The organism is Actinosynnema sp. NPDC020468 (genome assembly GCF_040642015.1).
GTDB lineage: Bacteria > Actinomycetota > Actinomycetes > Mycobacteriales > Pseudonocardiaceae > Actinosynnema.
In genome coordinates, this window is sequence record NZ_JBFAEO010000011.1 from 68,719 (window position 1) to 95,438 (window position 26,720).

The window sequence follows — 26,720 nt, forward strand, 5'->3', positions numbered from 1 at the left end:
CTCCTCCGCCGGTGTCGGGCGCGTTCCCCGAGCACCTGACGGACGGTGGTTCAGCGCGCCTTCACGCCGGGGGCTCGTGCGGTGCCACCTCGGCGGTCCAGGGGTGGTTCAGGACGGTGGTGAGGGCCTTGGCCAGGGTGGTCGTGCACCGGGGTTCGGCCAGTCGGCGGTGCAGTGGGGCGGAGGGGTGGCGGAGGTGGAGGGTGTGGTCGGCGGCGGAGAGGAGGAGCGCGTTCGTCAGCATCGCCTCGGTGGAGCGGTTGTGCCGGCGGACCTCCTCCAGGACCCGGGGCCAGGCCGCCTTGACGGTGTCCAGATCGCCGGCCGGTGGGGGCGTCGTGAGGGTGGACGCCATGTCGTGCAGGCGTTCCAGCAGCGCCTGGCAGTCGCCCTTGGCCCGGTGGCCGCCCTCCAGCCTGTGGTGGCGGTAGCCGGTTCCCCTGCTGTTCGGTTCGCCCACCCACGCGGCGTGGCGGCGCATCGCGCAGTCCCACGGGCGGGCCAGCCAGGCGGGTTGGGGTGCGTCACCGGCGATCCGCTCGTGCTCGGCGCGGAGTCTGGACTGGTCGAACGGCGCGTTCCAGGCGATCACCGGCCGGTCCCGCAGCACGTCCGCCAACCGCGGCCACAGGTGCGCCATGGTCGGGGCACCGGTCAGCATGGCCGCGGAGATGCCGTGCACCCGTTGGGCCTGCGGGCGGATCGGGGCGCCCTCGGGGTCGACCAGGCTGTCGAGCAGCACCGTGCCGTCGGTGGCCAGCACGGAGATCTCGATGACCCGGCCGGCGAAGTCGGTCAGCTCGGTGTCCAGCACCACCGCGTCGCCGCGCAGGACGTCCCGGGCCCACCCGGCGGCGTCGGTGCGGGCTTTCGGCGGGACGGCGGCGGGCAGCGGCGTGGCGGACCGCGCGTCGTAGAGCACCGTGCGCCACACATCGCCCTCGAACTCCCGCTCCAGCCACCCGCCGGCGACACCGGGGTCACCCGGCCGCAACCCCGACGAGCGCAACTGCGCCACCGTCATCAGGTGCGCGGGCGCCTGGTCCTGGTACACCGTGCTCAACCGCAGGTCCTCCCCGTCGGACGACGAAATCGTGTTCGTGCGCGGGTAGCTATACCAGGGACCGGGCCGATACCCGTTGCCGCCACGGGGTTTCCGAGCACTCGTCGCCTTCGGTCGGTTTCGCCTCCGGCGGCGGAACGGGGCCAGTAGCCTCGCGGGGTTGTCGCACACCGCGTTCGCGTCGGGAGGCTCACCGCGTTGGCCGAGGACGTTTTCGGGCCGTACCGGCTGCTCGGGCTCCTGGGCCGCGGCGGCATGGGTGAGGTGTACCGCGCGTACGACACGGCGCACGACCGCGTCGTGGCGCTGAAACTGCTGTCCGCGGTGCACGGCGCCGACCAGGAGTACCGGGCGCGGTTCCGCCGGGAGTCGCGGGTGGTGGCGCGGTTGCGCGAGCCGCACGTGATCCCGATCCACTCGTTCGGCGAGATCGACGGCCGGTTGTTCCTGGACATGCGGTTGGTCGAGGGCCACGACCTCGGCGACCTGCTCGCGCGCGGCCCGCTGGACCCCGCGCGGGCGGTGCGGATCGTCGCGCAGGTGGCGGACGCGCTCGACGCCGCGCACGCGGACGGGTTGGTGCACCGCGACGTCAAGCCCTCCAACGTCCTGGTCACCCCGACCGACTTCGTCTACCTGGTGGACTTCGGCATCGCGCGCCAGACCTCGGCCACCGCCACCGCGCTCACCGCGTCCGGCGAGATCGTCGGCACGCTCGACTACCTCGCCCCCGAACGCATCTCGCAGGGTCGGGTCGACGCGCGCACCGACGTGTACGCCCTGGCCTGCGTGCTGTTCACGACGTTGACCGGCCGCCGGCCGTTCGAGGTCGGCGGCACCGCCGCCCAGCTGTGGGCCCACCTGGAAACCCCACCACCACACCCCTCCCAGGCCAACCCCGGCGTGCCGCGGGCCCTGGACGACGTGGTGCGCCGCGGCATGGCGAAGAACCCCGACGACCGCCACCCGACCGCCGGCGCCCTGGCCGCCGCGGCCCGGGCCGCCCTGTCCGCACCGATCCCCGCGCCCGCGCCCCCGACCGCGTCCAGAGTCCACATCGGACAGTCGCCCGCGCCCCGTCCCGTCCCCCCGTCGGCACCCCGGCCGGCCCGTCGTCTCGTCCCCGTCGTGCTCGTGCTCGTGTTCGCCGCCCTGGCCACCGCGGTCGCGATCCTCACCCCGAGCCTGTTCGACCGCGACGAAGCCTCGCCGTCCTCGACGACGACCGCCCCGTCCACCACCACGTCCGCCGGCCCGTCCACCGCCGCCGCGGACAAGGCCCTGCTGGGCGCGCTGCCCGGCACGGCCTACGCGGGCAACGAGAAGTGCCGCCCCCTGGCCACCGCGCAGGGTGCCCGGGCCTCGGTCACCTGTCCCACCCCGAACACCACCAGTTACGACTTCCTCCGCCCGTCGGTCCCGACCGCCGAGTTCCACCTGTTCCCGACCCTGGACGCGCTGAACGAGTTCTACGTGGACGTCATGCGCGACCACAAGATCCCCCGACTCGACGGCCGCGGCGGCTGCACGTCGGGGGCGCCGCACGAGTACTACGCCCGTTTCACCCCCGAGGCCGACCCGGGCCGCCCCGACCAGTTCCTCTCCTGCCTCACCGAGAACGGCACCGGCGTGCTGTGGTGGACCGATTCCCGCACCCTGGTCGCCGGTCGACTGTCCATAGTGGACTCAACACAGCTCGACGCGCTGCACGAGTGGTGGGTCCACGCCGTGCTGGGCGGGTGACCCCGGACCCGCTCCACCGATCGGCTGGAAAACCCGGTGCGGACGTATCCGGTTCCGGTGGTCGTCGTTCCTGATCGGCAGGTGGTCCATGGCGGTCGGAGGGGTTCCGTGGCGGAGTTGTCCGGCGAGGGCGTGCGGGTCCTGCTGATCGGCACAGCCTCCCACCAGGGTGCGGACCCGGTGGTCGCGGACTCGGTGGTGCGGGCTTTTCGGGAGTTGCGGACGGTTCTGGTCGAACGGTGCGGTGTCGCGGCCGAGCGGGTGCGGGCGGTGCTCGACCCGGCGGACGCGCGGAGCGCGGCGCGGATCGTCGTGGAGGAGGCGCGGGCGGCCGAGTCGGTGCTGCTGGTCTACTTCGTCGGGCGGTGCGTGGTCGACGGCGACGGCGAGTTGTACCTGGCCGCCGCCGACACCGGCGCGGTGGCGGACGGGATGGCCGAGCACGAGGCGTTGTCGGTCGGCTCGGTGGTGCGGGCGGTGCGCGCCGGGCGGGCGCGGTCGGTGGCGGTGGTGCTCGACTGCGTCACCGACGGCGCGGACGTGGCCCGGTTCGCGGTGCCCGACGGGGTGTACCTGCTCGGGTCGGTGTCCGCCGGTGGGCCGGTGCTCAGCGGGGTGTTCCTCGACCTGCTGGTGCACGGCGACCCGCGCGGTCCGCGGCGGCTCACGCTCGACTCGGTCCACGACGCGCTGTTCCGGCAGGCGCTGGAGCAGGACGCGCCGGTGCCGCGGCGGCACGCGGGTGCCGACGCCCTCGTCCTCGCGGACAACCCGGTGGAAGGCCGCGCGGTGCCGACGCCCGCGGGGGAGGTGGCCCCGTACCGCGGGCTGCGGCCGTTCCGGGTCGAGGACGCCGCCGTGTTCGCGGGGCGTGAGCGGGTGGTCGAGAGCCTGGTGGGCGCGGCCGGGTTCGCGGTGCTGGTGGGACCGCCCGGCTCCGGGAAGACCTCGCTGCTGCACGCCGGCGTCGAGGCGCGACTGCGGGAGGTGGCGACGTGCCGGTCGATCACCCCGGGCCCGAGTCCGCTGGGCAGTCTGGTCTCGGCGCTGGACGCCGAGCCCGGGGCCGTCGAGGTGCTGCGCGAGGAGCCGGACCGGGTGGTCGACCTGGTCGACGGGCCGCTGGTGCTGCTCGTGGACCGCCTGGAGGAGTTGTTCACGCGCTGCTCGGACCCCGCGGAGCGCGCGGCGTTCGTCCGGGCGCTCACGGCCCTCGCCGAACGGTCCCGGGTCGTGGCGGCCCTGGACGCCGGCTTCGACGGCCACGTGGACCGGCTCCCGGAGTGGGCGCGGGTGCCGCGCGACCACCGCGTCCCGGTCGAGCCGATGACCACCGCCGAGCGGCGCGCGGCGATCGAGGAACCGGCGGCCGCGGCCGGTCTGGAGTTGGAGGACGGCCTCGCGGATCTGGTCCTGGCCGAGGTGGAGGAGCTCGCGCCGCTGTCCCACGTGCTGTGGGCGACGTGGACGCGCCGCGAGGGGACTGTGTTGACGGTGGCCGGTTATCGGGCCGCGGGTGGCCCGGTCGCGTCGATCGGGACGCACGCCGAGCAGGTGTACCGGGACCTCGACGCGGTCGAGCGGGAGGCGGCACGGCGGGTGCTGCCCCGACTGGTCCGGACCGGTGACGGCGACCCGGTCGAGGCCGTCGAGGCGGCGACGCTGGTGGCCGGGCTGCCGGACGTGCCTGCCGGGCGACGCGTCGTGGACGCCTTCACCGAGGCGGGACTGCTCACCTCGGAGCGGGACGTGGTCCGGATCGGCCACGCCGTGCTGCCGCACGCGTGGCCGCGGCTGGGGGAGTGGCTCGAGGCCGACCGGGACTGGTGGCACGCCTGCCGCCGGATCACCGCCGACGCGGTGGACTGGGAGCGCGCCGGGCACGACAAGTCCTTGCTGTACCGGGGAAACCGGCTCGCGGCGGCGAACCTGCGCGCCGCGGCGGCACCGGGCCGGGCGGCCGACCTGAACCCCCGCACCGCGCGCTTCCTGGACGCGTCCTGGCGCGGCGAGCGGCGTCGGACGGGCCGGCGGCGGGCACTCGTGGCCCTGCTGGCCCTCCTGGCGCTGCTCGCACCCGCGGGCCTGACCGGTGCCGTCGTGTTCGGCAAGCAGGCCGCCCGGGCTCGCGACCACGACCTGGCCCGGTTCCTCGCGGCCGAGTCCGAGGACGTCCGCGACCGCCAACCGGGCCTGGCCAAGCAACTCGGCGTGCTGGCCTACCGGTTGGCGCCGGACGCCGGCGAGCGCGCCATGCTCGCCGCCCAGCGCCTGCCCGGCGTCATCGCCGACCGCCAGGTCGTGACCGACCTCCTGCCCGCCGGCGACGGTCGCGTGCTGGTGATCGCGACCACCGACGGCGTCACGCTGCGCGGCCGGGACGGCGCGGGCCGGATCGACCGGCTGCTGACCGGCGCGGTGGCGGTGACCAAGGACGGCACCGGGCTCGTGGCGGCGGACTTCGACTCGGCGCGCGCGTGGTCCGGTGTGCTGCGGTTCTGGGACATCTCCGACCCGGCGAACCCCCGGCAGACCGCGGAGACGCCGATGCCCTCGGTGGTCGCCTCGCTCGCCTTCACCGACGACGGCCGCACCCTCTACGGCGGCACGGCCGCGGGCGGGATCCAGGTCTGGGACGTCGCCGACCGCGCCGAACCCCGCGCCCTGACCCCCGTGGAGGGCTACACCTCGCGCGTCGACTCGCTCGCCGTCGCGCCGGGACGCGGGCTGCTGGCCGGCGCGAGCGCCGACGGCAAGGTCAGGATCTGGGACCTCGCCGACGCCGCCCACCCGACTCCGGTCGCGGACCTGGTCGGAGCCGCCCACGAACCGTCGTCGGGCGAGGCCCGGCAACCCCTGCACCGGGTGGCGTTCGACCGCACGGGCCGACTCCTGGCCACCGCGGCGGTGGCGCCCGAGCCCGGCGGGACCGACCTCGGCAACCCGCTGGTGTGGCGGCTGACCGACCCGCGCTCGCCCGAGCGGCTCCCCTACCGGAGGGAGGACGGCTACTCGGTCGGACCGTGCAGCGGCGACGACGTGACCTCGCTGGCGTTCAGCCCGCACGACGACCACCTGGTCGCCGTGTGCGACGGGCACTGGCACGTGCTGACCTACGCGGGCGACCCGGGCGTGCTCACCGAGGCCACGTCGACCGACCTCATCGACCGCGAACCCGGTCCCGTCGTGTTCGACCCCACCGGCCCGCGGCTGCTCCAGGCGACCGCGATCGGCGTCCACGTCTGGAACCTGTCCAACCCGTACCGTCCCGGCGCGAAGGGTTTCCTGGGCCCGGAGCCGGGAACGGGCGGTCGACTCGACTACCGGGCGGCCGGTGGCCGGGACCTGATCGCCGTGCAGAACGTCGGCGTCAACACCCTGTGGGACGTCGAGGACGTGACCCGCCCGAGGAAGCTCACCACCACGGACGCGCCGGGCACGCTCACCGGCGGCTCCCTGGCGTTGACCGCGGACGGCGGACTCCTCGCCGCGCCCGAGGTGTCGCCGGACGGCAAGACCGTCGGGGTCGCGCTGCGCCGCACCGCCCCCGCCGGTGCCCGGCCCCTGGCGGTGATCGAGGACCTGGACAACGGCATCGGGGACATCGCCTTCAGCCCCACCGAACCCCTGCTCGCGGTGTCCGACGTCAACGGCCTCGCGGCGCGCAACCTCGTCGCGCCGAGCCTGCGGCTCTACGACATCTCGGATCCGACCGAGCCGCGCCAGATCGCCCGGCTGCCGCTGGAGGTGTGGGGGATGGCCTTCTCACCGGACGGCGTCGCGCTGACCCTCCAGGTGCACGGCGACGTCGCGACCGTGTCGTTCGACCCCGAGGCGGGCAAGCAGTTGCGCTCCTTGGACGTCACCGACCCCGAGCACCCGGCCGAGCTGTGGCGCAAGGTCCTGCCGCCCGGGCTCAGCACCGAGTTCGCCTACAGCCCGGACGGCTCGCGGTTGATCGCCTTCGACACCACCCAAACCCTGCGGGTGTGGCCGGTGCGGGACCACCTGCCGATCGGCGACCCGGTCCGGGCGGTGGTCGGCACCGGCAGCGGTGGCGGTCGGCTGGCGTTCAGCCCGGACGGCCGGCGGCTCGCGCTGATCGCCCGGTCGAGGAGCGGGTCGAACTCCGACACCCGACCCGAGGTCTGGGACGTGTCGGGCGCGCCCGTGCGGCAGTTCTACCTGCCGGGCAGCGAGTACGTGTCCTTCTACGACCTGGCGTTCAGCCCGGACGGCCGGACGCTCGCGGTGGTCCGCGGCGGCGCGGGCGTCGACCTGTGGGACACCGACCCGGCCGCCATCGTCGCGGGCCTGTGCGCCGCGGTGGGCGATCCGATCACCCGGGAGCAGTGGGAGCACTACCTGCCGGGCCGGGACTACCGGCCGCCGTGCGGGTAGCGCTCACCCGACCACGACGTCCGTCACCCGCGCCACCGCCGCGTCCGCCGACCTGAGCGCGGCGGTGAGCCGGTCGAGCGACCGGCTCAGCGCCTGCTCCCAACCGAGCACCCGGTGGTCGGGCCGCGCCACGACCCGCACGCAGTCGCCCGCACCCACCTTCACCCCCGCGAGGAAGTCGACCCAGTGCGCCTGGGCCTCCCGGTCGGGGATCTCGAAGTACCGCTCCGCGTCCCGCGCGATCCGCTCGAACTCGGCGCACGCGTCCGCCAACGCGGACAGGTCGGCCGCCCCGGTCGGGGTGTCGCCGATCCCCTCCACCGCCGTGACCACCCGGGTCTCGTTCTCGCTCACCCGCCGGATCAACCCGTCGCCGCCGCGGGTGAACCACGCGTACAGCTGCGCCCGCCGGGTCCGCTCGGGCACCGGCCGGTCCGCCGCGACCGCCAACAACCCCGCCACCCCGCCCTCACCGCCGGACGCGCCGGCGGCGGCCTGCTGCCACACCCCCGTGCCGGCGATCGCGACCGCCGCGGCCGCGAGCACCCCGATCACGCCGCGCCGGGTGGTGAACGCGCCCCGACCGACCGGGTCGCGCCTCGGCACGACCCGCCGGGCCGGCCGCAGCCGGGAGAGCACCGTCGCCACGCCGGCCGTGAGGAACGCGACGACCGCGCCGATCACCACCAGCGAGCCCAGCATCACGCTGAACTCCAGGCCCGTGCCGAGGAGGTGCGGCGTGCACGACGTCCCGAGGACGGTCAGCGGTTCGACGCAGCCGTCGGCGGACGCCAGCAGGAGCTTCCCGGTGAAGCCGACCACGGCAGCGACCTCCGCCGCGACCAGGGTGGCCGGCAACCGGTGCGGTCCGGCGGGCACGGCGGCCGCCACCGCGGCGACCACGACTCCCGCGACCAGGACCGCGAACACCCACGCCTGGTGGGCCAACGCGTACAGCGCGCCGGAACCCGGCGCCAACGGCCACCAGGTGTGCAACCCCGCCTGCACGCCCACCAGTGCGCCGCAGGTCAGCGCGCCGCCGAGCAACCCGGGCAGCAGCACCCGACCCAGCGCCGGCGTCGACGGCCGGACCGCCACGCCGCCCAGGTCGTCCACGGTCCCGCGCAACCACCGCGGCACGCCGTCCGCCGGCCGGATCGCCCACGCGAGCAGCGGCACGACCCACAACCCGCCCACCGCGGCGAGCACCGGCAGTGGCGCGGAAAGCCCTTGCAGCACCGGGATCCCGACCGCCACCGCGGCCAGCAGCACCGGGTGATCGCCGCTCGGCCCACCGAGCCCGGCGGCGAGCACCTCCCGGATCCGGGAGCCGGCGAACGGCCACTCGCTCGCGTACAGGACGCCCGTGTCCTGCCACCACACGAACCACGACCACAGCGCCAACCCGGCCGTGCCCAGGGCGGCGAGCATCGCGAGCCGGGTGCCGCGACCGCGCCGCGTCGTGGTCCACAGGTCGGCGCACTGCCCGATCCACCAGACCACCGCCGCGCCCGCCACCACCACGAGCAGCAGCGCCTCGGGGTGGACGGGCACCCACTCCGCGACCGCGACCCGGTTCTGGGCCAGTTCGCCGAACGCCAGCCCGAGCCCCAGCCACGCGCCGGCCCGCAGCCCCGACGGCGCGCGCCGCCCGGTCGCGCCGGCGTGCGCCACGGCCCGCCACAGCGCGGTGCCGGCCACGCCGACGACCAACCCGGCGGACAGCAGCGGCGGGACCTGGCCCAGCGCCACGCCCCGGGCCGGGAAGTACCCGAAGGCGGAATGCGCCTGGGAGTTCACCAGGGTCGCCGCGACTCCGGTGAGGAACATCGCCAGGGCGCCCGCGCCGACCAGCGGCCCGGTGTCGTCGACCACCGCGGCCCGTCGCCGGTCCTTGCGGGGGTGGGTGCGCCACAGCTCGCGGAACGCGTCGAAGGCGCGCGCGAACCACCGCCCGGCGGGCTCCGGGGTCGGACCGGCCCAGGTCCGGTGGGACGCGCCCCACCGGGCGGCGGCGAGGTCGGCGCACACCTCCCGACCCCGCAGCACGTCCGCCCGCGCCAGGTGCACGAGCACGACCATCAGCGCGACGACGAGCGCGCCGCGGGCCAGCACCGCCTGATCGCCCGACCACCACGACGGGGACACCACCGCCACGACGAGCCAGCCCGCGTACGGGATCAGCACCGCGCCCAGGAACACCCGCCACAGCGCCACGGTGGCGTAGGTGAGCGTGATGTCCCGGTTCCTGATGTGCGCCAACTCGTGCAGCAGCACGCCCCGGACCCGCTCGGGATCGGTCGCGGCGAGCACCAGCAACCCGCTGTGCAGGGACACGACGGGTCGCCGGTCGCTGCCGAACGCCGTCGCGCCCGTCGAGGCCACCGCCGTCGGGTCCACCACCACCCGCGGCGGGCGGCGCAGACCGGCCACCTCGGCGGCCTCCGCCACCAGCCGGCCGGTGACACCGCCGCGGTCCACCGCCTCCAGCGGCACGACGCGGCGCAGCCGGCGCGCGGGGATCACCCGGAACAGCAGGGCCGCCGCGAGCAGCACGAGCACCGGCCACACCGGCACGACCCACCACGCGGTCGCCGGCCGGGCGAGGTCAGCGCACTCCTGGTAGGCGGCGGACTGCCGGAGCAGCACCACCCGGACCTGGTTGATGCCCGCGTCCGGGTCCCCGCCACCCGCCAGCACGCACCCGATGTCGTGCGAGCCCGAGAGCCCGTCCAGGACGTCGGCCATCATCACGCCGCTCGCCACGACCATCAGCACGATCAACAGCACGAACCGCGTCGTGGTGCCCGCGCCCAGCACCCGCTCGTCCACCCGGCGCGGCGCGGACCCGATCGCCATCGGCGCTACGACCCGGCCGGCGGGTCGGCCTCGTCCTCGGGCGCGCGGGGCGGTTCGAGGCCGATCCGGCCGAGCCGGTCCACGAGCTTGGCGGCCAACTCCTCCGCGCGGTCCGCCGGCAGACCCTGGCGCTCGGCCTCCTCCAGCACCCGGAGCCGCACCTGGTCGAGCTGGTCGGCGTTCAGCGGCGGCACCGCGAGCTCCTCGGCCTTGCGTCGGGAACCCTTGCGCCACAAGGACTTCGACCACTTGACCCCGGCGTCGACCACGGAGCCCGCGGCCCGCTTGGCCGCCTCGTCCACCACCAGCCACACCACCGGCGTCACCAGCACCACGAGGTTCTCCCAGCCGAACCCGAGCGGCTCGCGGCGGTGGCTCCGGTCGGTCAGGTGCCGCAGCGCCGTCGCGTCGTCCAGCGCGGCCAGCCCGTCGACCACCGGCAACTCCTCCGCGGCGATCTCGGCCACCACGTCGCGCACCACGTCGCGCACCCTGGCCGGAGCCGCCGTGCCGGCGCCCTCTCCGGGTGAGGTCGCAGCTGTGCTCATCGTCCGGTCCTCCCGCGATCGGTCCCGTTCTGGTGCGAGCCAGTGTCCGGGTCCACCCCCGTGCGCGGCCCGGGTCGATCGGAATGCACCCCATCGGCTGAACCGGAGGGGGAGTTCCGAGCCGCGAGGTATACGCGTATACTTAGGTCAGCCTAACCTTGGGGGAGTCGTGAGCAAGCTCGACCGCGAGCAGATCGTGGACGTCGCGATGGAGGTCATCGCGGACGGCGGCGAGGCGGCGCTGTCGATGCGCGCGCTGGCGACGCGGCTGCGGGTCACGCCGATGGCGCTGTACCGGCACTTCGCGGACCGGGACGGGCTGCTGCTGGCCGTGGTGGGCCGGGTGTCCGAGCGCATCGTCTTCCCCGCGCCGGTCGAGGACCCGGTGGACCGGGCCGTCGCGACCGCGTTGTGCCTGCACGACTTCCTGGTCGCGCACCCGTGGATGATCCGGCTCATCTCGACCGGGCGGCTGGCGAGCCCGGCGGGGTTGCGGTTCCCGGAGGAGTTCCTGTCCTGCGGGTTCGCCGCCGGGCTTGACGAGGGACGCGCGTTCCTGTTCTACCGGCAGATGTTCGCCGCGGTCCTGGGTCAGGCGACGGTCACCCACGCCCGGCGGGGGAGCACGGGCCCGGTGGACGTCGGCGTGCGGCTGGGCCTCGACGGCTCGGTGCCGGTGGTCGCGGGTCTGGTGGAGCGCTGGGCGGAGCTCGACGCGACCGCGTCCGCCGCGGCCGTCTTACGCACCGCGGCCTCCGTCCTCCGCACCCCCTCCCCGGAAGAGAGCACATGAGAACCTCCAGACCCGGCACGGCGATCGCGGTCGTCGCCGCCCTCCTGCTCGCCGGCTGTTCGACACCCGAGCAGGCACCGGCCGCCGCGCCGACCGGCGGCGGATTCCCCGTGACGCTGCACAACGCGTACGGCGACGTCACGATCCCGGCCAAGCCGCAGCGGATCGCCGCCCTGGGCTACGCGGACGTCGCGCTCGCCTCGGCGCTGGGCGCGCAGGTCGTCGTCGCGCCCCAGTCGTTCGGCAGCCTGTCGCGCCCCGACGCCGACCGGAACCTGCCCTACGCGAAGCCGCTCGCCGCCGACGTCACGTGGGTCAACCCGATGAGCGTCAACGTCGAGCAGGTCGCCGCGGCCCGGCCGGACCTGATCCTCGCCACCGCCGCGTTCACCCTGGACCAGGCGCAGTACGAGCAGCTGGGCGACATCGCGCCGGTCGTGACCTACGAGAAGTCGCTCTACGCGGCCACCGGCGACGAGTCCGCGACCCGGATCGGCACCGCGCTCGGCGAGGTCGAGGCGGCCGGGAAGCTCGTCACCGCCGCGTCCGACGCGATCGACGAGGTCAAGAAGGAGCTGCCGAACCTGGACGGCGGCACCTACCTGTACGGCCAGGCCCGCGCCGGCGTCGTGGTGATGCTGGTGGAGGACCGGAACGTGACCGCGCGGTTCCTGCGCCGGCTCGGTCTCGTGGCGCTGCCCGCAGTGGCCGGCCTGGGCGGCAAGGGCTCCGTGCCGGGCGCGGTGGACGTGAGCTTCGAGCAGGCGCCGCTGTTCGACGACGCGGGCGTGCTGTTCATGACCTACCAGTCCGACGCGCTCCGGGACGCCTTCGAGAAGGCGCCGACCGTGGCGTCCCGACCGATCATGTCCACCCGGTACGTGCCGCTGGAGGCGGAGGTGGCCACCGCGCTCCAGGACCCGAACGTGGTCGCCGTGCCGTGGCTGCTCGACCGGCTCCGCCCGGGCCTGGCCCTGGTGCCGACCCGGTGACACCGCGCGGCGGGGGCCTCGGTCGGGCGCGACCGCTCGGGGCCCCCGCGGCCGTGCTCGTCCTCGTGGTCGTCGCGGTGGGCAGCGTGCTGATCGGCTCGCGCCCCGTCTCACCCGCCGAACTGCTGGACGCCCTCGGCGGGCACGGCGACGGTGACGTGCTCACGCTGCTCTGGCGGGTGCGGGCACCGCGCACGCTCGCCGCCCTCGCCGTCGGCGTCGCGCTGGCCGTCGCGGGAGCGCTGATGCAGACGACGACCCGCAACCCGCTCGCCGACCCCGGACTGCTCGGGGTCGGCGCGGGCAGCGCCTTCTTCGTCACGGTCGGCATGAGCGCGTTCGGCCTGCACTCGGCGCTCGGCGTCGCGCTCACCGCGATCGCCGGCGCCGCCGTGATGACGATCCTGGTGCTGCTGCTGGGGTTGCGCGGCGGCGACGGGTCCCGGCTGATCCTCGCGGGCATCGCGTTCAGCACGGCGGTGCTGGGCGTGCGGTCCATGATCACGCTGCTCGACCCGCGCGCGCTGGACGCCCTGCGCGCCTGGTCCGCGGGCTCCCTCGCCGCGCCCGACCAGGCCGTGCTCGCCGTGGCGACGCCGTTCCTCGGCGCCGGCCTGCTGCTCGCGGCGGGCCTCGTGCGCCCGCTGGACGCGCTGGGCCTTGGCGAGGACCTGGCCCGCGGCCTGGGCACCCGGCCCACCCTGGTCCGGGCCGCCTCGGCCGCCGCGTCGGCCCTGCTCGTCGGCGGCGCGACGGCGGTCGCCGGTCCCCTCGCGTTCGTCGGGTTGATGGTGCCGCACGCGGTCCGCCCGTTCACCGGACCCGGCACGGCCCGGGTGCTGGCCGCGTGCCTGGTGGTCGGCCCGGCCCTGGTGCTCCTGGCGGACACCCTGGCGCGGGTCGCGCTGTGGCCGGGTGAGATCCCGGTCGGCGTGGTGACGGCGGCCCTGGGCGCGCCGGTGTTGATCGTGCTGTCGAGAAGGGGGCGGTGACGGTGCGTCACCTGATGACGCAAGGGCTGTGGCGGTGGGGCGCCCTCACGGCGGTCGTGCCCGTGGTGCTGTTCGCCTCGCTCGCGGTCGGCGACCTGCCGCTGGGCCCGACCGAGGTGTGGGACGCGCTGACCGGGTCCGCGACGCCGTTCACCACCGCGGTCGTGGTGGACTGGCGGCTGCCGCGCGTGCTGGCCGCCCTCGCGTTCGGCGCCGCGCTCGGCGCGGCGGGCGCGATCTTCCAGTCCCTGACCCGCAATCCGCTCGGCAGCCCCGACGTGATCGGCTTCGACACGGGCGCCTACACGGGCGTGCTGCTCGCGCTGCTGACCGTGCCCGCCGCCGGGTTCGCCACCCTCGCCACCGCGTCGCTGCTCGGCGGCCTGGCCACGGCGGCGCTCGTCACGGTGCTCACGGCGCGATCGGGGTTGACCGGACGGCGGTTCATCGTCACCGGCATCGCGGTCAGCGCCCTGCTGACGTCGGTCAACACCTGGCTGGTCTACAAAACCGACCCCGCCACCGCCGCCACCGGGTCGATCTGGGCCGCCGGCACCCTGGACAACCTCCGCTGGAAGCAGGCCACCCCGGCCCTGCTCACCCTCGCGGCCCTCGCCGCGCTCACCTACCCGGTCGCCACCAGGTTGCGGATCCTCGCGCTCGGCGACGACGTCGCCACCGGCCTCGGCCTGCCCGTCACCCGCAGCCGGGCGCTGCTCATCGCGTGCGCCGTCGGCCTCACCGCCGTCACCACGGCCATCGCCGGCCCGATCGCCTTCATCGCCCTGGCCGCGCCCCACCTGGCCCGCCCGCTGCTCCCGCGCGGCCACCCGATCACCGCCGGCGCGCTGGTGGGCGCGGTGCTGCTCGGGGTGGCCGACTGGGCCGCCGCCCACCTCTTCGCGCCGACCCAGCTCCCCGTCGGCGCGCTCACCGTCACCCTCGGCGGCGGCTACCTCGCGCTGACCCTCGTCCTGCGCCGCTAGGGGGTGATGATCACCTTGCCGGCGCGCGCCCGGTCGACGCTGCGGCGGATCGCGGTGGTGATGTCGGCCAGCGGGAACGAGCCCTGCACCCGACTGGCCGCCTCGCCGCCCAGCACCAGCCCGCCGACCTCGTCCAGCGCGCGGCGCAACTCGGCCCGGTCGGCGACGTGCACCCAGTCGCGCAACCGGAACAGCCGGATCGTCACGTCCGGCCGCCGGGCGGGCAGGTCGAACGGGAGCGGTCGACCGGACAGGAGGCCGTAGTGCAGCAGGCACCCGCCCGCGCGCAACCCCAGCGCGAGCCGTTCGCCCTCCTCTCCGCCCACCGCGTCGAAGACGACGTCCGGCCCCTGACCGCCGGTGAGCCGCCGCACCTCCTCCGGCCAGTCCGGACGCGCGGTGCTCAGCACGGCCGACCAGGCCGGGTCCGCGAGTTCCGGGCGGTCCGGGTCGCCGCGCACCAGTCCCACCGGGTGGACGCCGAGCCGGCGCAGCATCCGGGACAGCATCAGCCCGATCGCCGACCCGGCCGCGTTGACGACGACCCGCGGCCGGTCCCGGACGAGGACCTGCTCGTCGATCATCCGCTTCGCGGTCAGCGGGTTGATGTAGGCGGTCGCGGCCTGCTCGTCGGTCAACTCCGGGCGGACCGGGAAGCACCACCGGGCCTCGGTGGGCTTCACCTCCTGCCACGCGCCGGCCGTGCCGATCGGCAGCACCCGGTCGCCCACGGCGAGGCCGATGACGCCCGGGCCCAGCCGGTCCACCACGCCGACGCCCTCGAAGCCGGGCACCAGCGGCAGCGTGGTCCGCGACCGGTAGGCACCGGAGATCGTGACCAGGTCCGAGGGGTTCACCGTGGCCGCCGTCATGCGCACCAGCACCTCGCCCGCGCCGGGCGTCGGCGGCTGGTAGCGCTCCACCTCCACCACGTCGGCGGCGGGGCCGAACGAGCGCGCGATCGCCCTGTACAAACGCACCTCCGGGAAGTCGTCCGACATCATATGGACAAGACTCCGAAGGCCACCGGACAATGGGGCGCCCGCCGCTTTCCGATCCCCGATGGCGCCCCGGCGTGCGCGCCGCAGCACCCGTGGGAGGGCAGGCACATGCGCACCCGGATCTCCTTCTCCGACGTGGACATGCACGGCAACGTGCACAACGGGCGCTACGTCGCCTACGTCGAGGACGCGATCAACGAGTTCCTCCGCGACAACGGACTCGCCGAGAAGTTCGACCCGCGTTCCTCCGATCTCGCCTACCACGTCCGCAAGGTCGAGGTCCTCTACCACTCGCCGATCGGTTTCGAGGACGTGGTGGACGTCACCGCCCGGGTGGGCCGGATCGGGCGGGCGAGCCTCACCTTCGAGGCCGAGGTCCGCACCGTCGGCGCGATCGAGCCCGCCGTGCAGGCGACCGTCGTGTGGGTGTGCGTCGACCCGGCCACCCGCCGCTCCACCCCGGTGCCCGAGCACGTCCACGCCGCGCTGGGCGCGACCGCGGGCGGCCCGCTCGCATGACCGGCGCGGCACAGCCACCCGCACCGACCGTCGCGCCCGTGCTCGAACTCGACGGCGTGCACGTGTCCTACGACGACCGTCCCGTGCTGACCGACGTGACCGTGCGGCTCACCGAGCGCCGGATCGGCGTCATCGGCCCGAACGGCTCCGGCAAGTCCACGTTCGCCCGGCTGCTCAACGGCCTCGTCGTGCCGGGGCGCGGCACGGTCCGGGTGGCCGGGCTGGACACCGCCGAGCACCCGCGCGAGGTGCGGTCGAAGGTCGGTTTCGTCTTCCAGAACCCGGACAACCAGATCGTCTTCCCGATCGTCGCCGAGGACCTCGCGTTCGGCGTGAAGAACCTCGGCGTGCCCAAGGCCGCGATTCCGGGCCGGGTCGCCGACGCGCTCGCCGAGTTCGGCATCGGGCACCTCGCGGAGCGGCAGAGCCACCTGCTCAGCGGCGGCGAGAAGCAGTTGGTGGCGCTCGCCGCGGTGATGGTGATGCGGCCGGAGCTGGTCGTCTTCGACGAGCCGACCACGTTGCTGGACCTGCGGAACCGCAACCTGATCCGGGACACCATCGGGCGGATGGCGCAGGCCGCCGTCGTCGTCACCCACGACCTGGACCTGCTCGACGGGTTCGACCGGGTGCTGGTGGTGCACGAGGGACGCGTGGCGTGCGACGCCGACCCGGCCACCGCGGTGGCCTGGTACCGGGAGCACTGCTCGTGAACCTCTCCCTGTACGTGCGCGGGAACACCCCGCTGCACCGGCTGCCGGCGTCGGTGAAGTTCGGCGTGCTGTTCGCGTCGGGCATCGCGCTGTTCCTCACCGACCGCGTTCTGGTGCTGGGGCCTGCCGCCGCCGTCGGCGCGGGGCTGCTGCTGTCCGTGCGACCGCCGGCGACCGCGCTGCGGCGTCAGCTGACCGGGTTGCTGATCACCCTCGCGGTGATCTTCGCGGCGGCCGCGCTGTTCGAGGGCGTGCACACGGCGTTCGTGGTGCTGTTCCGGTTGCTCGCGCTGCTCCTGCTCGCGCTCGCGGTGACCTTCAGCACCCGGGCCGCGGACCTGCTCGAGTTCTTCGAGCGGCTGACGGCGCCGCTGGCCAGGCTCGGCGTCGCGAACCCGGCCAAGATCAGCCTGGGCGTGTCCCTGGTGCTGCGGTTCGTGCCCGAGGTCCACCGCGGCTACCTGGAGATCCGGGAGGCGCAGGCCGCGCGGGGGCTGCGGGCCAACCCCGCCGCGCTCGTCGTGCCGCTGATCGTGCGGACGCTGAAGTCCGCCGACGCCATCGCGGACGCCATCGACGCCCGCTGTTACCCACCACCTCACCCCACAGGGCGGGAGACCACGCCATGAGCACGCGCAACGAATCCGGGCTGGGCACGAGAGACGTCGTGATGATCGCGCTGTTCGCCGCGATCATCGTCACGCTCGGCCTGGTGCCGCCCGTCTCGATCGGGGTCGTGCCGGTCCCGATCACGCTCCAGACGCTGGGCGTGATGCTGGCGGGGGCGGCCCTGGGACCGGTGCGCGGCGCGCTGTCCTGCGCGTTGGTGGCGTTGCTGACCCTCATCGGGTTGCCGGTGCTCTCGGGCGGCCGGGGCGGCGTCGGGGTGTTCCTCGGCCCGACCGGCGGCTACGTGGTCGGCTGGATCCTCGGCGCGCTGGTCACCGGTCTGCTGGTCAAGCACTGGGTGCTGCGGCTGCGGGGTCGCGGCGCGCAGATCGCGGGCTACATCACGGCGTGCGTGGTCGGCGGGATCCTGGTGGTCTACCTGATCGGCATCCCGTGGCTGTGGCTCGCGTCCGGGCTGACCCTGGGCAAGGCGTTCGTCGGCGGGCTGGTGTTCGTGCCCGGCGACCTCGTCAAGGCGGTCGTCGCGGGCCTGGTGGTGCACGGCGTCCGCCGGGCCTACCCGATCCCGGTGAAGTGATGCCGGTCGCCGAACGGGTTCTCACCTGGTCGCGCCTGCGGCCCGGCACCACCGCGTTCCGGGTGGGCGGGTTCCGGCTCGGGTACGCCGATCTCGCCGCGCGCGCCGCGGCCGTCGCGACGGGTCTGCGGGCGTTGGCGGGGGACCGGCCGCTGCTCGCGATCGACGTCGGCAACTCGCCGACGTTCGCCGAACTGGTGGTCGGCGGCACGGCGGGCGACGGGGTGTGCGCGGTGCTCGACCCGGCGTGGCCGGCCGCGCGGACGCGGGAGGTGCTGCGCCTGCTGCGACCCGACCTGGTCGTGACGACGCGCCCGGTCGCGGTCGACGCGCCGGTGCTCACCGTCGGCGAGGACGGCTCGTACGCCGGGTGGCTCGCGGGCCAGGAGGCGGACCCGGCGCGGGACCTGGTGGCGGGCGATCCCGGCAGCACGTTCCTGATCGGCTTCACGTCGGGCACCTCGGGCGTGCCCAAGGCGTTCTCCCGGACCCGGGGCACCTGGCGGGCGAGCCTCGCCCACGCGGGCGACGTGTTCGGGCTCGCGGCCGGCGACCACACCCTGGCGCCCGGACCCCTCTCGCACGGCCTCGGCCTCTACGCGCTGGTCGAAGCCCTGCACGAGGGCACCACGTTCGCCACCCTGCCCCGGTTCGACGCCGCCGCGACCCGGGCCGAGCTGGGCGCGGTGACCCGGCTGGTCGTCGTGCCGACGATGCTGCGCGGCCTGAACCGGGAATTGGACGCGGACCCGGCGGCCTACCCCGGGGTGACCGGCGTGGTCAGCAGCGGCGCCAAGCTCGACCCGGCCACCGTGGCGCGGACCCGCGCGCACCTGCCCCACGCGCACGTCCACGAGTACTACGGCGCGTCGGAGCTGAGCTTCGTGACGGTGCGGCACACCCCGCCGGACGCGCTGCCCGACGACGACCCGGACGCTGTCGGCACGCCGTTCCCCGGCGTGGAGATCGAGATCCGGGACGACGCCGGCCGGCCCGTGCCCGCCGGGGTGCCGGGCGCGGTGCACGTGCGCGGCCCGCTCGTCAGCTCCGGGTACGTGTGGGGCGACGACGGCACGGCGTTCCGCACCGACGGCGAGTGGGCCACGGTGGGTGATCACGGCCTGCTGGACGAGGCGGGCGAGCTGCACCTGGTCGGGCGGGCCGGCGCGATGGTGATCACCGGCGGTCACAACGTCTACCCCAGCGAGGTCGAGACGGCGCTGCGCCGGCTGGACGGGGTGGACGAGGCGGTCGTGGTCGGGCTGCCGGACGAGTACCTCGGCACCGTGCTGGTGGCGGTCGTGTCCGGGCCGGGCGCGCGTGCGTTGAGCACCGCCGACGTGCGGCGCGGGTGCGCCGACCACCTGCCGCGGCACAAGATCCCGCGCCGGGTGTTCGTCGTGCGGGACTGGCCGCTGACGCCCAGCGGCAAGATCGTCCGGGCCCGGGTCGAGGAGTGGCTCGCGGCCGGTGACGGCCGGCTCGTGGCGTTGCCTGCCTGACGGGCATGCTGGACCCGGTCGAGCCCGAGGAGTGCGGTGATGGCAGTCGAGTCGTGGTCCGACGACCGGCGTCCGGTCGTGGCGGTGGCCCTGCGGACGCCTGTGGGGCGCGCGGGCGGGACGTTGGCCGGCGTGCGGGCGGAGGACCTGCTGGCGCCCGTGCTGCGGGCGGTCCTGGCCGGCGCCGGTGTCCAGCCGGGCGAGGTGGACGACGTGGTGATCGGCAACGCCGCCGGTGGCGGTGGCAACGTGGCACGGCTTGCCGCGTTGACGGCGGGGTTGCCGGTGAGCGTGCCCGGGGTGACCGTGGACCGGCAGTGCGGGTCCGGGCTGGAGGCCGTGATGACGGCCGCGCGGTTGGTCGCGGCCGGCGCGGGGGAGTGCTACCTGGCGGGTGGCGTGGAGAGCACGAGCACCGCGCCGTGGCGGGCGGAACGACCGGCCCGACCCACCGGTGTGCCGCGCTTCTACGCCCGTGCCCGGTTCGCGCCGGACTCGGTCGGCGACCCGGAGATGGGCGAGGCGGCGGAGAACGTGGCGCGGGCGTTCGGGATCGGTCGTGAGCGCCAGGACGCGTTCGCGCTGCGCAGCCACCGCCGTGCCGTCGCCGCGGCCGCCGCCGGCCGCTTCACCGCCGAAACCGTCCCGGTGCCGACCCGGCGCGGCGTGGTGGACGCCGACGAGTGCCCGCGACCGGACACCTCGGCCGAGGCGCTGGCCGCACTGCGCCCCGCCTTCGCGGCCGACGGCACCGTCACGGCCGGCAACTCGTGCCCGCTCAACGACGGCGCGAGCGCGATGCTGGTGACGAGCCTGTCCCGAGCCCGCCGCCTGGGCCTGGGCCCGGTGCTGGCCTTCGTGGACGGCGCCTCGGCGGGCGTCGACCCGAACCTGCTGGGCATCGGCCCGGTCGAGTCCACCCGCCGCCTCCTGCGCCGCCGCCCGGACCTCGACCTGCGAGCGGTGTCGGCGATCGAGTTCAACGAGGCCTTCGCCTCCCAGGTGCTGGCGTCGCTGGACCAGCTGTCCATCGAGGACGACCGAGTGAACCGCGACGGCGGCGCGATCGCCCTGGGCCACCCCTACGGCGCCTCGGGCGCGATCCTGGTGACCCGCCTGCACACCCAACTGATCCGCACCCCCACCGCGCCGGGCTCCCGGGGCCTGGCCCTTCTCGGCATCGCCGGCGGCCTGGGCCTCACCGTGCTCTTCGAACGGGTCGAGTAGCGCGTCACCGCGGCCGGAAAACGCGAGTGGGGTTCGGTCGGCCGGGCCCCATTCGACGGCAAACGCCGGCGCCCGCTGTGGCCATCCGCGCACCCCGCTGTCGCTATTCCGTCGGGTTGTTGTCGGGTCAGTGCCGACATTTATATGAGCCACCCTCGTGACCAGCGCAAATATCGTCACGCAAACCGCAAGGGTCGACACTGGCGGTAATTCCGCAATTTGCGGGCATTGTTCCGGATGGACTCCGATCAGGTGAGTGCGATTCTTCCGATACCATTCGCGGACGGATGTTCCGCCGGTTCGGGAACGGGCTCGCGGTGAAGTGCCGACGAGGTTTCTCCCGGCGCCGTCCGGCTATTTCGCGCGCCAAGGGGAGCGGGGTTCGAGTTGGGGTCGACGGGCACGGTCGCGGCCGGGTTGAGGGAGTTGGCCGGTCAGGGCGCGTACCGCAACTGCGCGGCGGCGTTGGGCAGGCTCGCCGACGACCTCGACTCCGGGGCCGCCGCGTCGTGGCGGAAGGTCGACCTGCTCGCGTTCTTCGACCCGGACGTGGTGGTCGGCGACGGCTCGGGCGCCGGGGCGCGGATCGCGCGCAACGTCGAGCTGGTGCGCAACCTCCTGCTGTTCGTGCCGCTGCTGCTCACCTGGGGCGGCATCTACTTCGCGGTCAAGGCGTACCGGGCGCTGCTCGACGCGCCGGCCGCCGAGCAGGCCGTGTTCGTGGACGCCTCGTTCCTCCAGATGTGGACGCGCGGGTTCGGCGACCGCACGTGGGTCACGCTGGACGTGGTGGCGCTGCTGGACTCCGCCGCGATCCTGGCCGTCATCGTGTTCTCCGTCCTCGGCTCCTGGTTGCAGCGCCGCGCCGACGAGGCCGAGGAGGTCGACCGGCTCGCCAAGGTCGACGTGCTGCGGACGAGGCTGGTCGAGGCCGGCCTGCTGGTGCACGTCGACGCCGGCGACGCGATCGACCGGCTCGCCGACCGCACCGCGGAGCTGCTGCCGCTCTACCAGCAGACGCTCGACCGGCTGGTGACCGCGCAGCGCGAGATGACCGACTTCGTGGACACGGGCCGGCGCAACGTCGCGGACCTCGCCCGCGTCACCGGCGACCTCGCGCACGCCGGCGTGGCGATCGCGGCGAGCGTGAAGGAGCTGGAGGACCCGACGGCGGCGATCGCGACCCGGGTGCGGGACGTGGAGACCGCGGTCGGCTCGCTCGTGACCGGGCTCTCGCAGGTGACCGCCGGGTTGCCCGACGCCCGGGACGGCGTGCTCGCCGTCGTCACCGGGGTGCGGGACCTCGACCGCGACCTGCGCGAGTCGTACGAGGCCCGGCTGGGCGAACTGCGCGCCGAGGGTGCCGCCCACGCGACCGCGGCCGCCGACCTGGCCCGCGCCCGGCAGGAGCTCGCCGCCTCCCTCGACCGGGGCCGCGTCGAGGTCGCCGAGTTCGCCCGCGCCGCGCGGGACATCGCCGAGGGCGGCGGCGCGGTCGCGGCCGGTTCCGACCGGTTGGCCACGACGGTCACCGCGCTCACCACGAGCACGGCCGAGTTCGGCGGCCGCGTCGAGGCGCTGGTGTCGGGCGCCGAGGGCCTGAACCGGCAGCTGCCCGCCGCGCAACAGGGCGTGCTGGACGTGCTCGCGGCCGTCCGCGACCTCGGGGTGAAGCTGGACGCCATCCACGCGCGGCAGGAGGTCGTGGCCGAGGAGCTCGGCGTGCTCGCCGACAACCCGCTGGCCGCGGCGCAGGCGGCCAAGCGCACCGCGGACGAGGCCCGGCGGGTCGAGCAGGCCCTGCACGCCACCGTCCAGGCGCTGCCGGACCAGATGGACCGGCTGCGCGAGGGCGTGCTCGCCGCGCTCGACCGCGAGCTGGCCGAACGCCGTGCCGCGGCCGACCAGGTCGGCACCGCGCTCGAGGAGTTCACCGGCTCCACCACGACCGCCGCGCGGACGCTGAGCAGGGCGGTGGACGACCTGGCGGCCGCGCCCGCGCTCACCGCGCCGGACCTGCGGGCGGCCTCCGAGGGGTTGGCGCACAGCCTCCGGCAGAGCCGGGAACTGGTCGAGTCGCTCACCCGGTTCGTCCAGTACGTCGACCAGACCGGGCTCCAGGGCGTGCCGCGCCGCCGGTGGCCGTGGTCCCGGTCGGACCAGGTGGACGACCGGGTGGCCGGATGAGCCGGCGCAAGCGCACCCGGTCCGGCGCCAACCTCGTCGGCATCGTCGGCTGGATCTTCGCCGACACGCTGCTGGTGCTCGTGGTGGTGTTCCTCGCGACGCAGACCGGCGGCGCGGTGAGCGTGGCGCCGTCGAGCACCACGACCACCACGCCGACCACGACGACGTCGACCGCGCCGCCGGGCGTGGACAGCGTCTTCGTGTGCTTCCGGGTCACCGCCGACCCGGCGCTGCTGGTCGCGCCGCCGTCACCGCAGCGCGACGGCGCCCTCAAGGCCGTCGAGGACCAGCTGACCGCGCGGCTCGCGCAACCGGACCTCGCGGGCCGCCGGGCGGGCATCGTGCTGGCGTTCGGGGTGGCCGACCAACCGCAGACCGGCGAGGCGCGCGCCGCCGCGTTCAACACCGACGTCCTGCCGAGGCTGGGCCGGTTCGCGCACCGCGACGACGGCGGTGTGGTGCCGAGCCGGGCCTTCTGGGGAGGCAACCCCCGACCGGACAAACCCGACGGGGCGATCACCGTCAACGTCTACCCGATGATCGAGGGCAGCTACGGGCCGCTCGCGCCCACGCCCGCCCAGGACTGCTGAAACCGCACTGTTCCACCAGATCCGACCGATTCGGGCGCCGGCGCGAGGCACGGGAGCACCGGCACCCCGGACAGGAGTTCGCTGTGACGTCAGACCTTCCCGGCGGGGCCGTCTCCCACCGGCCGCTCCGCTTCTTCTGGATGCTGGACGTGTCCGGCTCCATGGCGGGCGAGAAGATCGGCTCGCTCAACCACGCCATCCGCGAGTCGTTGGACCCCATGAAGGCCTCGGCCAGGGAGAACCCGCACGCGGCCGTGGAGATCCGGGCGATGACCTTCGGCTCCGGCTTCCGCTGGATGACGCCGAAGCCGATCACGCTGGAGGACTTCAGCTGGACCGACGTGCCGGTCAGCGGCATCACCGACATGGGCTCGGCGCTCAAGGCGATGGCGGCGGAGCTGTCCGTCGGCAACATGCCCGAGCGCGGTCTGCCGCCGGTGATCGTGCTGGTGTCCGACGGCCAGCCCACCGACGACTTCGACAGCGGCCTGCGCGCGCTGCTGAACGAGCCGTGGGGCAAGCGGGCGGTCCGGATCGCCATCGCGATCGGCGACGACGCGGACCTGGAGGTGCTGCGCAAGTTCATCGCGCACCCCGAGATCGAGCCGTTGACCGCGAAGAACCCGGAAGATCTGGTGCGGTTCATCAGGTACGCGTCGACCACCGTGCTCAAGTCGGCGTCCGCGCCCGCGAGCCGACCCGTCGGCACGCAGGTGATCGGCACCCCGCCGCCGCCTCCGCCGCCCGCGCCGACCCTGGCCAACCAGGACGACGTGTGGTGAACCTCATCCGGCGCTGGGTCGATCGCGGGCAGCCGGACGCGGACGCGCGGTCGTGGCGTACCGCGCACCACTCGACCACCGGCGCCGCGCACCTCAGGAGCGGGGCGCCGTGCCAGGACGCCGGCACGGCGGAGGTCCTGGACGAGGGCGCGTGGGCGTTCGTCGTGGTCGCGGACGGCCACGGCTCGGACCACTGCTTCCGCAGCGATCGCGGCGCGGCGTTCGCGGTCGCCGCGGCGCGGCAGGTCGTCGCGTCGTTCCACCGGGAACTCCGGCAGGTCGGGGGAACGCCGACGATCAAGACGCTGGCCGACCTGTGGGACACCGAGGCCCGGCGGCTGGTGCCGTCGTGGCGGTACCTGGTGCACGCCGACCTGGTGGACAACCCGCCGCGGCTCGCCGACCTGGACCGGGAACCGGGGTTGCGCCGGTTCCTCGACAAGGTCGTCGGCGAGGGTCGGCACGACCGGAACTACCAGACGTACCTGCAACTGCACTGGTTCGCCGAGTACGCAGGCAAGCGCCGGGACCTGGCGCCGGAGCGGCTCGGGCCGCTGCCCCTGCCGTCCGACCCGACCTGGGACGTCGCGACGCTGGGCGGCTGGCAGGCCCGCGCGTACGGCACGACGCTGCTGGCCGTGCTCGTCGGGCCGACGTCGGTGCACTGGCTGCGGATCGGCGACGGCGCGATGCTGCGGTTCGTGGACGGCCGGGCGCAGCGCCTGGTCGAGCCGCCCGCGGAGGCGTTCGCGAACGAGACCCCGTCGCTGTGCGACGACGACGCGGACCGGCGGTTGGTCGTGGACACCGACCCGCTCGCCGAGAGCGACCTGCCGTCCGCGCTCCTGGTGACCACCGACGGCCTGCCGAACTCCTACCCGTCGGAGGCCGAGTTCCTCCACTTCTGCGACGACCTGGTGGTCCGGGCGCGGCGGGGCGACGACGTGGCCGAGGGGTTGACCCGGTGGCTGCCCGAGTTGTCCCGGCGGGGCAGCGGTGACGACATGACCGTGGCGCTGGCGTGGGTCGGCGGTGGTCGGGGCGACCACGTCGCCGAGCCCGTGCGCGCGGCACCCGTCCGATCCGAGGCGCCCGCCGTGGAGCAGCCCGTCGTGGAGGAGCCTCCGGACGACCGGCCCGGCGGGGCGATGCACGAGGTCGTGGAAGAGGAACGCGCTCCGGGCGAACCGGACGAATCCACTCCGGGGGAATCCGCTCCAGGGGAATCCGCCCTGGGGGAACCGACTTCAGAGGAATCCAGTCCGGCGGAATCCGCCCCGGAATCGGAAGGGAACGAGTGCGAACGCGATGCTGACAGCGGGAGAGCAGCTCAGCAGTGAGTCCGGGGTGGCGGTCACCGTCGGGGCGGTGCTCGGCTCCGGCGGTCAGGGCACCGTCTACTCCGGACGGACGCCCGACGGTCGCGAGGTCGCGATCAAGTGGTACCTGCCGCAGTTCCAGACGGCGGACCTGCGGGAGAACATCACCGCGCTGGTCGAGGCGAGGTCACCGTCCCGGGCGTTCCTGTGGCCCGAGGACGTCGTGTTCCGGGACGGCGACTTCGGCTACGTGATGCCGTTGCGGCCCAAGGCCTACGCGGGCATGCCCGAGGTGCTCGGGCGCAAGGTGAAGATCCGGTTCCGCGAGCTGGTCCGCGCGGCCGGGCACATCGTGGCGGCGTTCAAGGCGTTGCAGGCCAAGGGGTTGTTCTACTGCGACATCTCCGACGGCAACCTGTTCGTCGACCCGGCCACCGGTGACGTGCTGATCTGCGACAACGACAACGTGGGCTCGAAGCGGACGGCGCCGCGGGTGCTGGGCACGCCGCGGTTCATGGCGCCGGAGATCGTCCGCGGCGAGGTCAAGCCCGCCGCGCTGACCGACGGTTTCTCCATGGCGGTGCTGCTGTTCCTGCTGCTGATGAACGACCACCCGCTGCACGGCGCGGCCGAGGCGCGGATCCACGTGTTCGACGCCGCGGCGATGAAGCGGATCTACGGTGACGACCCGGTGTTCATCTTCGACCCGGTGAACAAGACGAACCGGCCGGTCGGCGGGGTGCACGTGAACGCGCCGATCTTCTGGCAGCTGTACCCGCAGGAGATCCGGGACGTCTTCACGCAGGTGTTCACCGACGGCATGGCCGACCCCGGGTTGCGGCCGTCGTTCGGGACGTGGGAACGCGCGCTGTTCTCCGCCTTCGACGCGATCTTCGCCTGCGACAACTGCAAGCGGGAGAACTTCTACACCGCGGGCAACCCCGGCGCCGCGTGCTGGGGCTGCCGCCGGGTGTTCCGCACCCCGCCGAGGTTGGTGCTGGACGGGAAGCAGGTGGTGGTGCTGAACCCGGACACGCAGTTGTTCGCCAGGCACCTCGCGGTCAAGGACGGCACCGCGGTGGTGGGTCAGGCGCTCGCCAAGCTCGCCAAGCACCCGACGCAGGACCTGTACGGGTTGAAGAACCTGACCGATTCGCAGTGGTACGCGACCCCGCCCGGCGCGGCGGCGACGCGACCCATCTCGCCGGGTCAGTCGATCGCGCTGCGCCAGGGCACGCAGATCGAGTTCGGGGCGGCGACGGCGGTCGTGGAGGAGTGAGCGGTGGGGTCCTCGGG

Annotated in this window: 21 protein-coding genes; 17 read left to right on the plus strand and 4 right to left on the minus strand. The window is 74.6% G+C overall.

The features are described 5' to 3' along the window. Nucleotides 1-61: 61 nt before the first annotated feature. Nucleotides 62-1,054, minus strand: coding sequence for an exonuclease domain-containing protein (locus AB0G50_RS10880; RefSeq protein ID WP_360105332.1), 993 nt, complete (start codon nt 1,052-1,054; stop codon nt 62-64). A gap of 207 nt (nt 1,055-1,261) precedes the next feature. Between AB0G50_RS10880 and AB0G50_RS10885 the strand changes: the two genes are divergently transcribed. Next, complete coding sequence (locus AB0G50_RS10885) at nt 1,262-2,806, plus strand: serine/threonine-protein kinase (protein WP_360105167.1); 1,545 nt, start codon at nt 1,262-1,264, stop codon at nt 2,804-2,806. A 108-nt stretch (nt 2,807-2,914) separates the two neighbouring features. After that, nucleotides 2,915-7,207 carry a hypothetical protein gene (locus tag AB0G50_RS10890; RefSeq protein WP_360105170.1) on the plus strand — a complete coding sequence of 1,431 codons (4,293 nt, stop codon included), beginning with the start codon at nt 2,915-2,917 and terminating at the stop codon, nt 7,205-7,207. 3 nt (nt 7,208-7,210) lie between these two features. Here the strand turns inward: AB0G50_RS10890 and AB0G50_RS10895 are convergent, their stop codons facing one another. Together AB0G50_RS10895 and AB0G50_RS10900 are read right to left on the minus strand one after the other, a co-directional pair. Continuing rightward, nucleotides 7,211-10,066, minus strand: coding sequence for a M48 family metalloprotease (locus AB0G50_RS10895; protein WP_360105173.1), 2,856 nt, complete (start codon nt 10,064-10,066; stop codon nt 7,211-7,213). Nucleotides 10,067-10,071: 5 nt separating this feature from the next. Continuing rightward, nucleotides 10,072-10,614, minus strand: a complete 543-nt coding sequence (locus AB0G50_RS10900) for a hypothetical protein (RefSeq protein WP_360105176.1) — start codon at nt 10,612-10,614, stop codon at nt 10,072-10,074. Nucleotides 10,615-10,783: 169 nt separating this feature from the next. Between AB0G50_RS10900 and AB0G50_RS10905 the strand changes: the two genes are divergently transcribed. From AB0G50_RS10905 to AB0G50_RS10920, 4 genes are read left to right on the plus strand one after another with little or no spacing between them, the layout of a single operon-like run. After that, nucleotides 10,784-11,407 carry a helix-turn-helix domain-containing protein gene (locus AB0G50_RS10905; RefSeq protein WP_360105179.1) on the plus strand — a complete coding sequence of 208 codons (624 nt, stop codon included), beginning with the start codon at nt 10,784-10,786 and terminating at the stop codon, nt 11,405-11,407. Further along, nucleotides 11,404-12,399, plus strand: coding sequence for an ABC transporter substrate-binding protein (locus tag AB0G50_RS10910; RefSeq protein WP_360105182.1), 996 nt, complete (start codon nt 11,404-11,406; stop codon nt 12,397-12,399). The genes AB0G50_RS10905 and AB0G50_RS10910 overlap by 4 nt, the downstream gene beginning before the upstream one ends. 53 nt (nt 12,400-12,452) lie before the next feature. Continuing rightward, nucleotides 12,453-13,391: an iron ABC transporter permease gene (locus AB0G50_RS10915; RefSeq protein ID WP_360105185.1), complete on the plus strand. Its 939-nt coding sequence runs from the start codon at nt 12,453-12,455 to the stop codon at nt 13,389-13,391. Next, nucleotides 13,388-14,377 (plus strand): iron chelate uptake ABC transporter family permease subunit, encoded by a 990-nt coding sequence (locus AB0G50_RS10920; RefSeq protein WP_360105188.1) that lies wholly within the window; start codon nt 13,388-13,390, stop codon nt 14,375-14,377. The genes AB0G50_RS10915 and AB0G50_RS10920 overlap by 4 nt, the downstream gene beginning before the upstream one ends. Here AB0G50_RS10920 and AB0G50_RS10925 read toward each other — a convergent pair. After that, the gene (locus AB0G50_RS10925) at nt 14,374-15,357 is read right to left on the minus strand and encodes a zinc-dependent alcohol dehydrogenase family protein (protein ID WP_360105191.1); all 984 of its coding nucleotides are present in this window, start codon (nt 15,355-15,357) and stop codon (nt 14,374-14,376) included. The two genes, AB0G50_RS10920 and AB0G50_RS10925, sit on opposite strands and share 4 nt — an antisense overlap. A 129-nt stretch (nt 15,358-15,486) precedes the next feature. On the opposite strand from AB0G50_RS10925, the gene AB0G50_RS10930 reads away from it, so the two are divergent. From AB0G50_RS10930 to AB0G50_RS10980, 11 genes are all read left to right on the plus strand, one after another. Then, nucleotides 15,487-15,897, plus strand: coding sequence for a thioesterase family protein (locus tag AB0G50_RS10930; protein WP_360105194.1), 411 nt, complete (start codon nt 15,487-15,489; stop codon nt 15,895-15,897). A gap of 38 nt (nt 15,898-15,935) precedes the next feature. Next, nucleotides 15,936-16,610 carry an ABC transporter ATP-binding protein gene (locus AB0G50_RS10935; protein WP_360105197.1) on the plus strand — a complete coding sequence of 225 codons (675 nt, stop codon included), beginning with the start codon at nt 15,936-15,938 and terminating at the stop codon, nt 16,608-16,610. After that, nucleotides 16,607-17,239 (plus strand): energy-coupling factor transporter transmembrane protein EcfT, encoded by a 633-nt coding sequence (locus tag AB0G50_RS10940; RefSeq protein ID WP_360105200.1) that lies wholly within the window; start codon nt 16,607-16,609, stop codon nt 17,237-17,239. Before AB0G50_RS10935 ends, AB0G50_RS10940 begins: the two co-directional genes overlap by 4 nt. Beyond that, a complete protein-coding gene (locus AB0G50_RS10945) occupies nt 17,236-17,817 on the plus strand; it encodes a biotin transporter BioY (RefSeq protein ID WP_360105203.1) in 582 nt (193 codons plus the stop codon). The genes AB0G50_RS10940 and AB0G50_RS10945 overlap by 4 nt, the downstream gene beginning before the upstream one ends. After that, entirely contained in the window at nt 17,817-19,319 is a 1,503-nt protein-coding gene (locus AB0G50_RS10950; RefSeq protein ID WP_360105206.1) for an AMP-binding protein, read from the plus strand. Before AB0G50_RS10945 ends, AB0G50_RS10950 begins: the two co-directional genes overlap by 1 nt. 39 nt (nt 19,320-19,358) lie before the next feature. After that, entirely contained in the window at nt 19,359-20,546 is a 1,188-nt protein-coding gene (locus AB0G50_RS10955; protein WP_360105210.1) for a thiolase family protein, read from the plus strand. Between the two features lie 387 nt (nt 20,547-20,933). Further along, nucleotides 20,934-22,733 (plus strand): hypothetical protein, encoded by a 1,800-nt coding sequence (locus AB0G50_RS10960; protein WP_360105213.1) that lies wholly within the window; start codon nt 20,934-20,936, stop codon nt 22,731-22,733. Continuing rightward, on the plus strand, nt 22,730-23,323 hold the full coding sequence (locus AB0G50_RS10965) for a hypothetical protein (RefSeq protein WP_360105216.1): 594 nt from the start codon (nt 22,730-22,732) through the stop codon (nt 23,321-23,323). The genes AB0G50_RS10960 and AB0G50_RS10965 overlap by 4 nt, the downstream gene beginning before the upstream one ends. A gap of 83 nt (nt 23,324-23,406) precedes the next feature. Then, entirely contained in the window at nt 23,407-24,105 is a 699-nt protein-coding gene (locus AB0G50_RS10970; protein WP_360105219.1) for a hypothetical protein, read from the plus strand. Then, the gene (locus tag AB0G50_RS10975; RefSeq protein ID WP_360105222.1) at nt 24,099-25,445 is read left to right on the plus strand and encodes a protein phosphatase 2C domain-containing protein; all 1,347 of its coding nucleotides are present in this window, start codon (nt 24,099-24,101) and stop codon (nt 25,443-25,445) included. The genes AB0G50_RS10970 and AB0G50_RS10975 overlap by 7 nt, the downstream gene beginning before the upstream one ends. Further along, nucleotides 25,414-26,703 carry a hypothetical protein gene (locus tag AB0G50_RS10980; RefSeq protein WP_360105225.1) on the plus strand — a complete coding sequence of 430 codons (1,290 nt, stop codon included), beginning with the start codon at nt 25,414-25,416 and terminating at the stop codon, nt 26,701-26,703. The genes AB0G50_RS10975 and AB0G50_RS10980 overlap by 32 nt, the downstream gene beginning before the upstream one ends. Nucleotides 26,704-26,720 lie beyond the last annotated feature (17 nt).

Coding starts and splice junctions, on each gene's coding strand:
- AB0G50_RS10895 (WP_360105173.1), bottom strand. CDS start 10,066: ATGGCGATCGGGTCCGCGCCGCGCCGGGTGGACGAGCGGGTGCTGGGC.
- AB0G50_RS10900 (WP_360105176.1), bottom strand. CDS start 10,614: ATGAGCACAGCTGCGACCTCACCCGGAGAGGGCGCCGGCACGGCGGCT.
- AB0G50_RS10910 (WP_360105182.1), top strand. CDS start 11,404: ATGAGAACCTCCAGACCCGGCACGGCGATCGCGGTCGTCGCCGCCCTC.
- AB0G50_RS10930 (WP_360105194.1), top strand. CDS start 15,487: ATGCGCACCCGGATCTCCTTCTCCGACGTGGACATGCACGGCAACGTG.
- AB0G50_RS10945 (WP_360105203.1), top strand. CDS start 17,236: ATGAGCACGCGCAACGAATCCGGGCTGGGCACGAGAGACGTCGTGATG.
- AB0G50_RS10950 (WP_360105206.1), top strand. CDS start 17,817: ATGCCGGTCGCCGAACGGGTTCTCACCTGGTCGCGCCTGCGGCCCGGC.
- AB0G50_RS10955 (WP_360105210.1), top strand. CDS start 19,359: ATGGCAGTCGAGTCGTGGTCCGACGACCGGCGTCCGGTCGTGGCGGTG.
- AB0G50_RS10965 (WP_360105216.1), top strand. CDS start 22,730: ATGAGCCGGCGCAAGCGCACCCGGTCCGGCGCCAACCTCGTCGGCATC.
- AB0G50_RS10980 (WP_360105225.1), top strand. CDS start 25,414: ATGCTGACAGCGGGAGAGCAGCTCAGCAGTGAGTCCGGGGTGGCGGTC.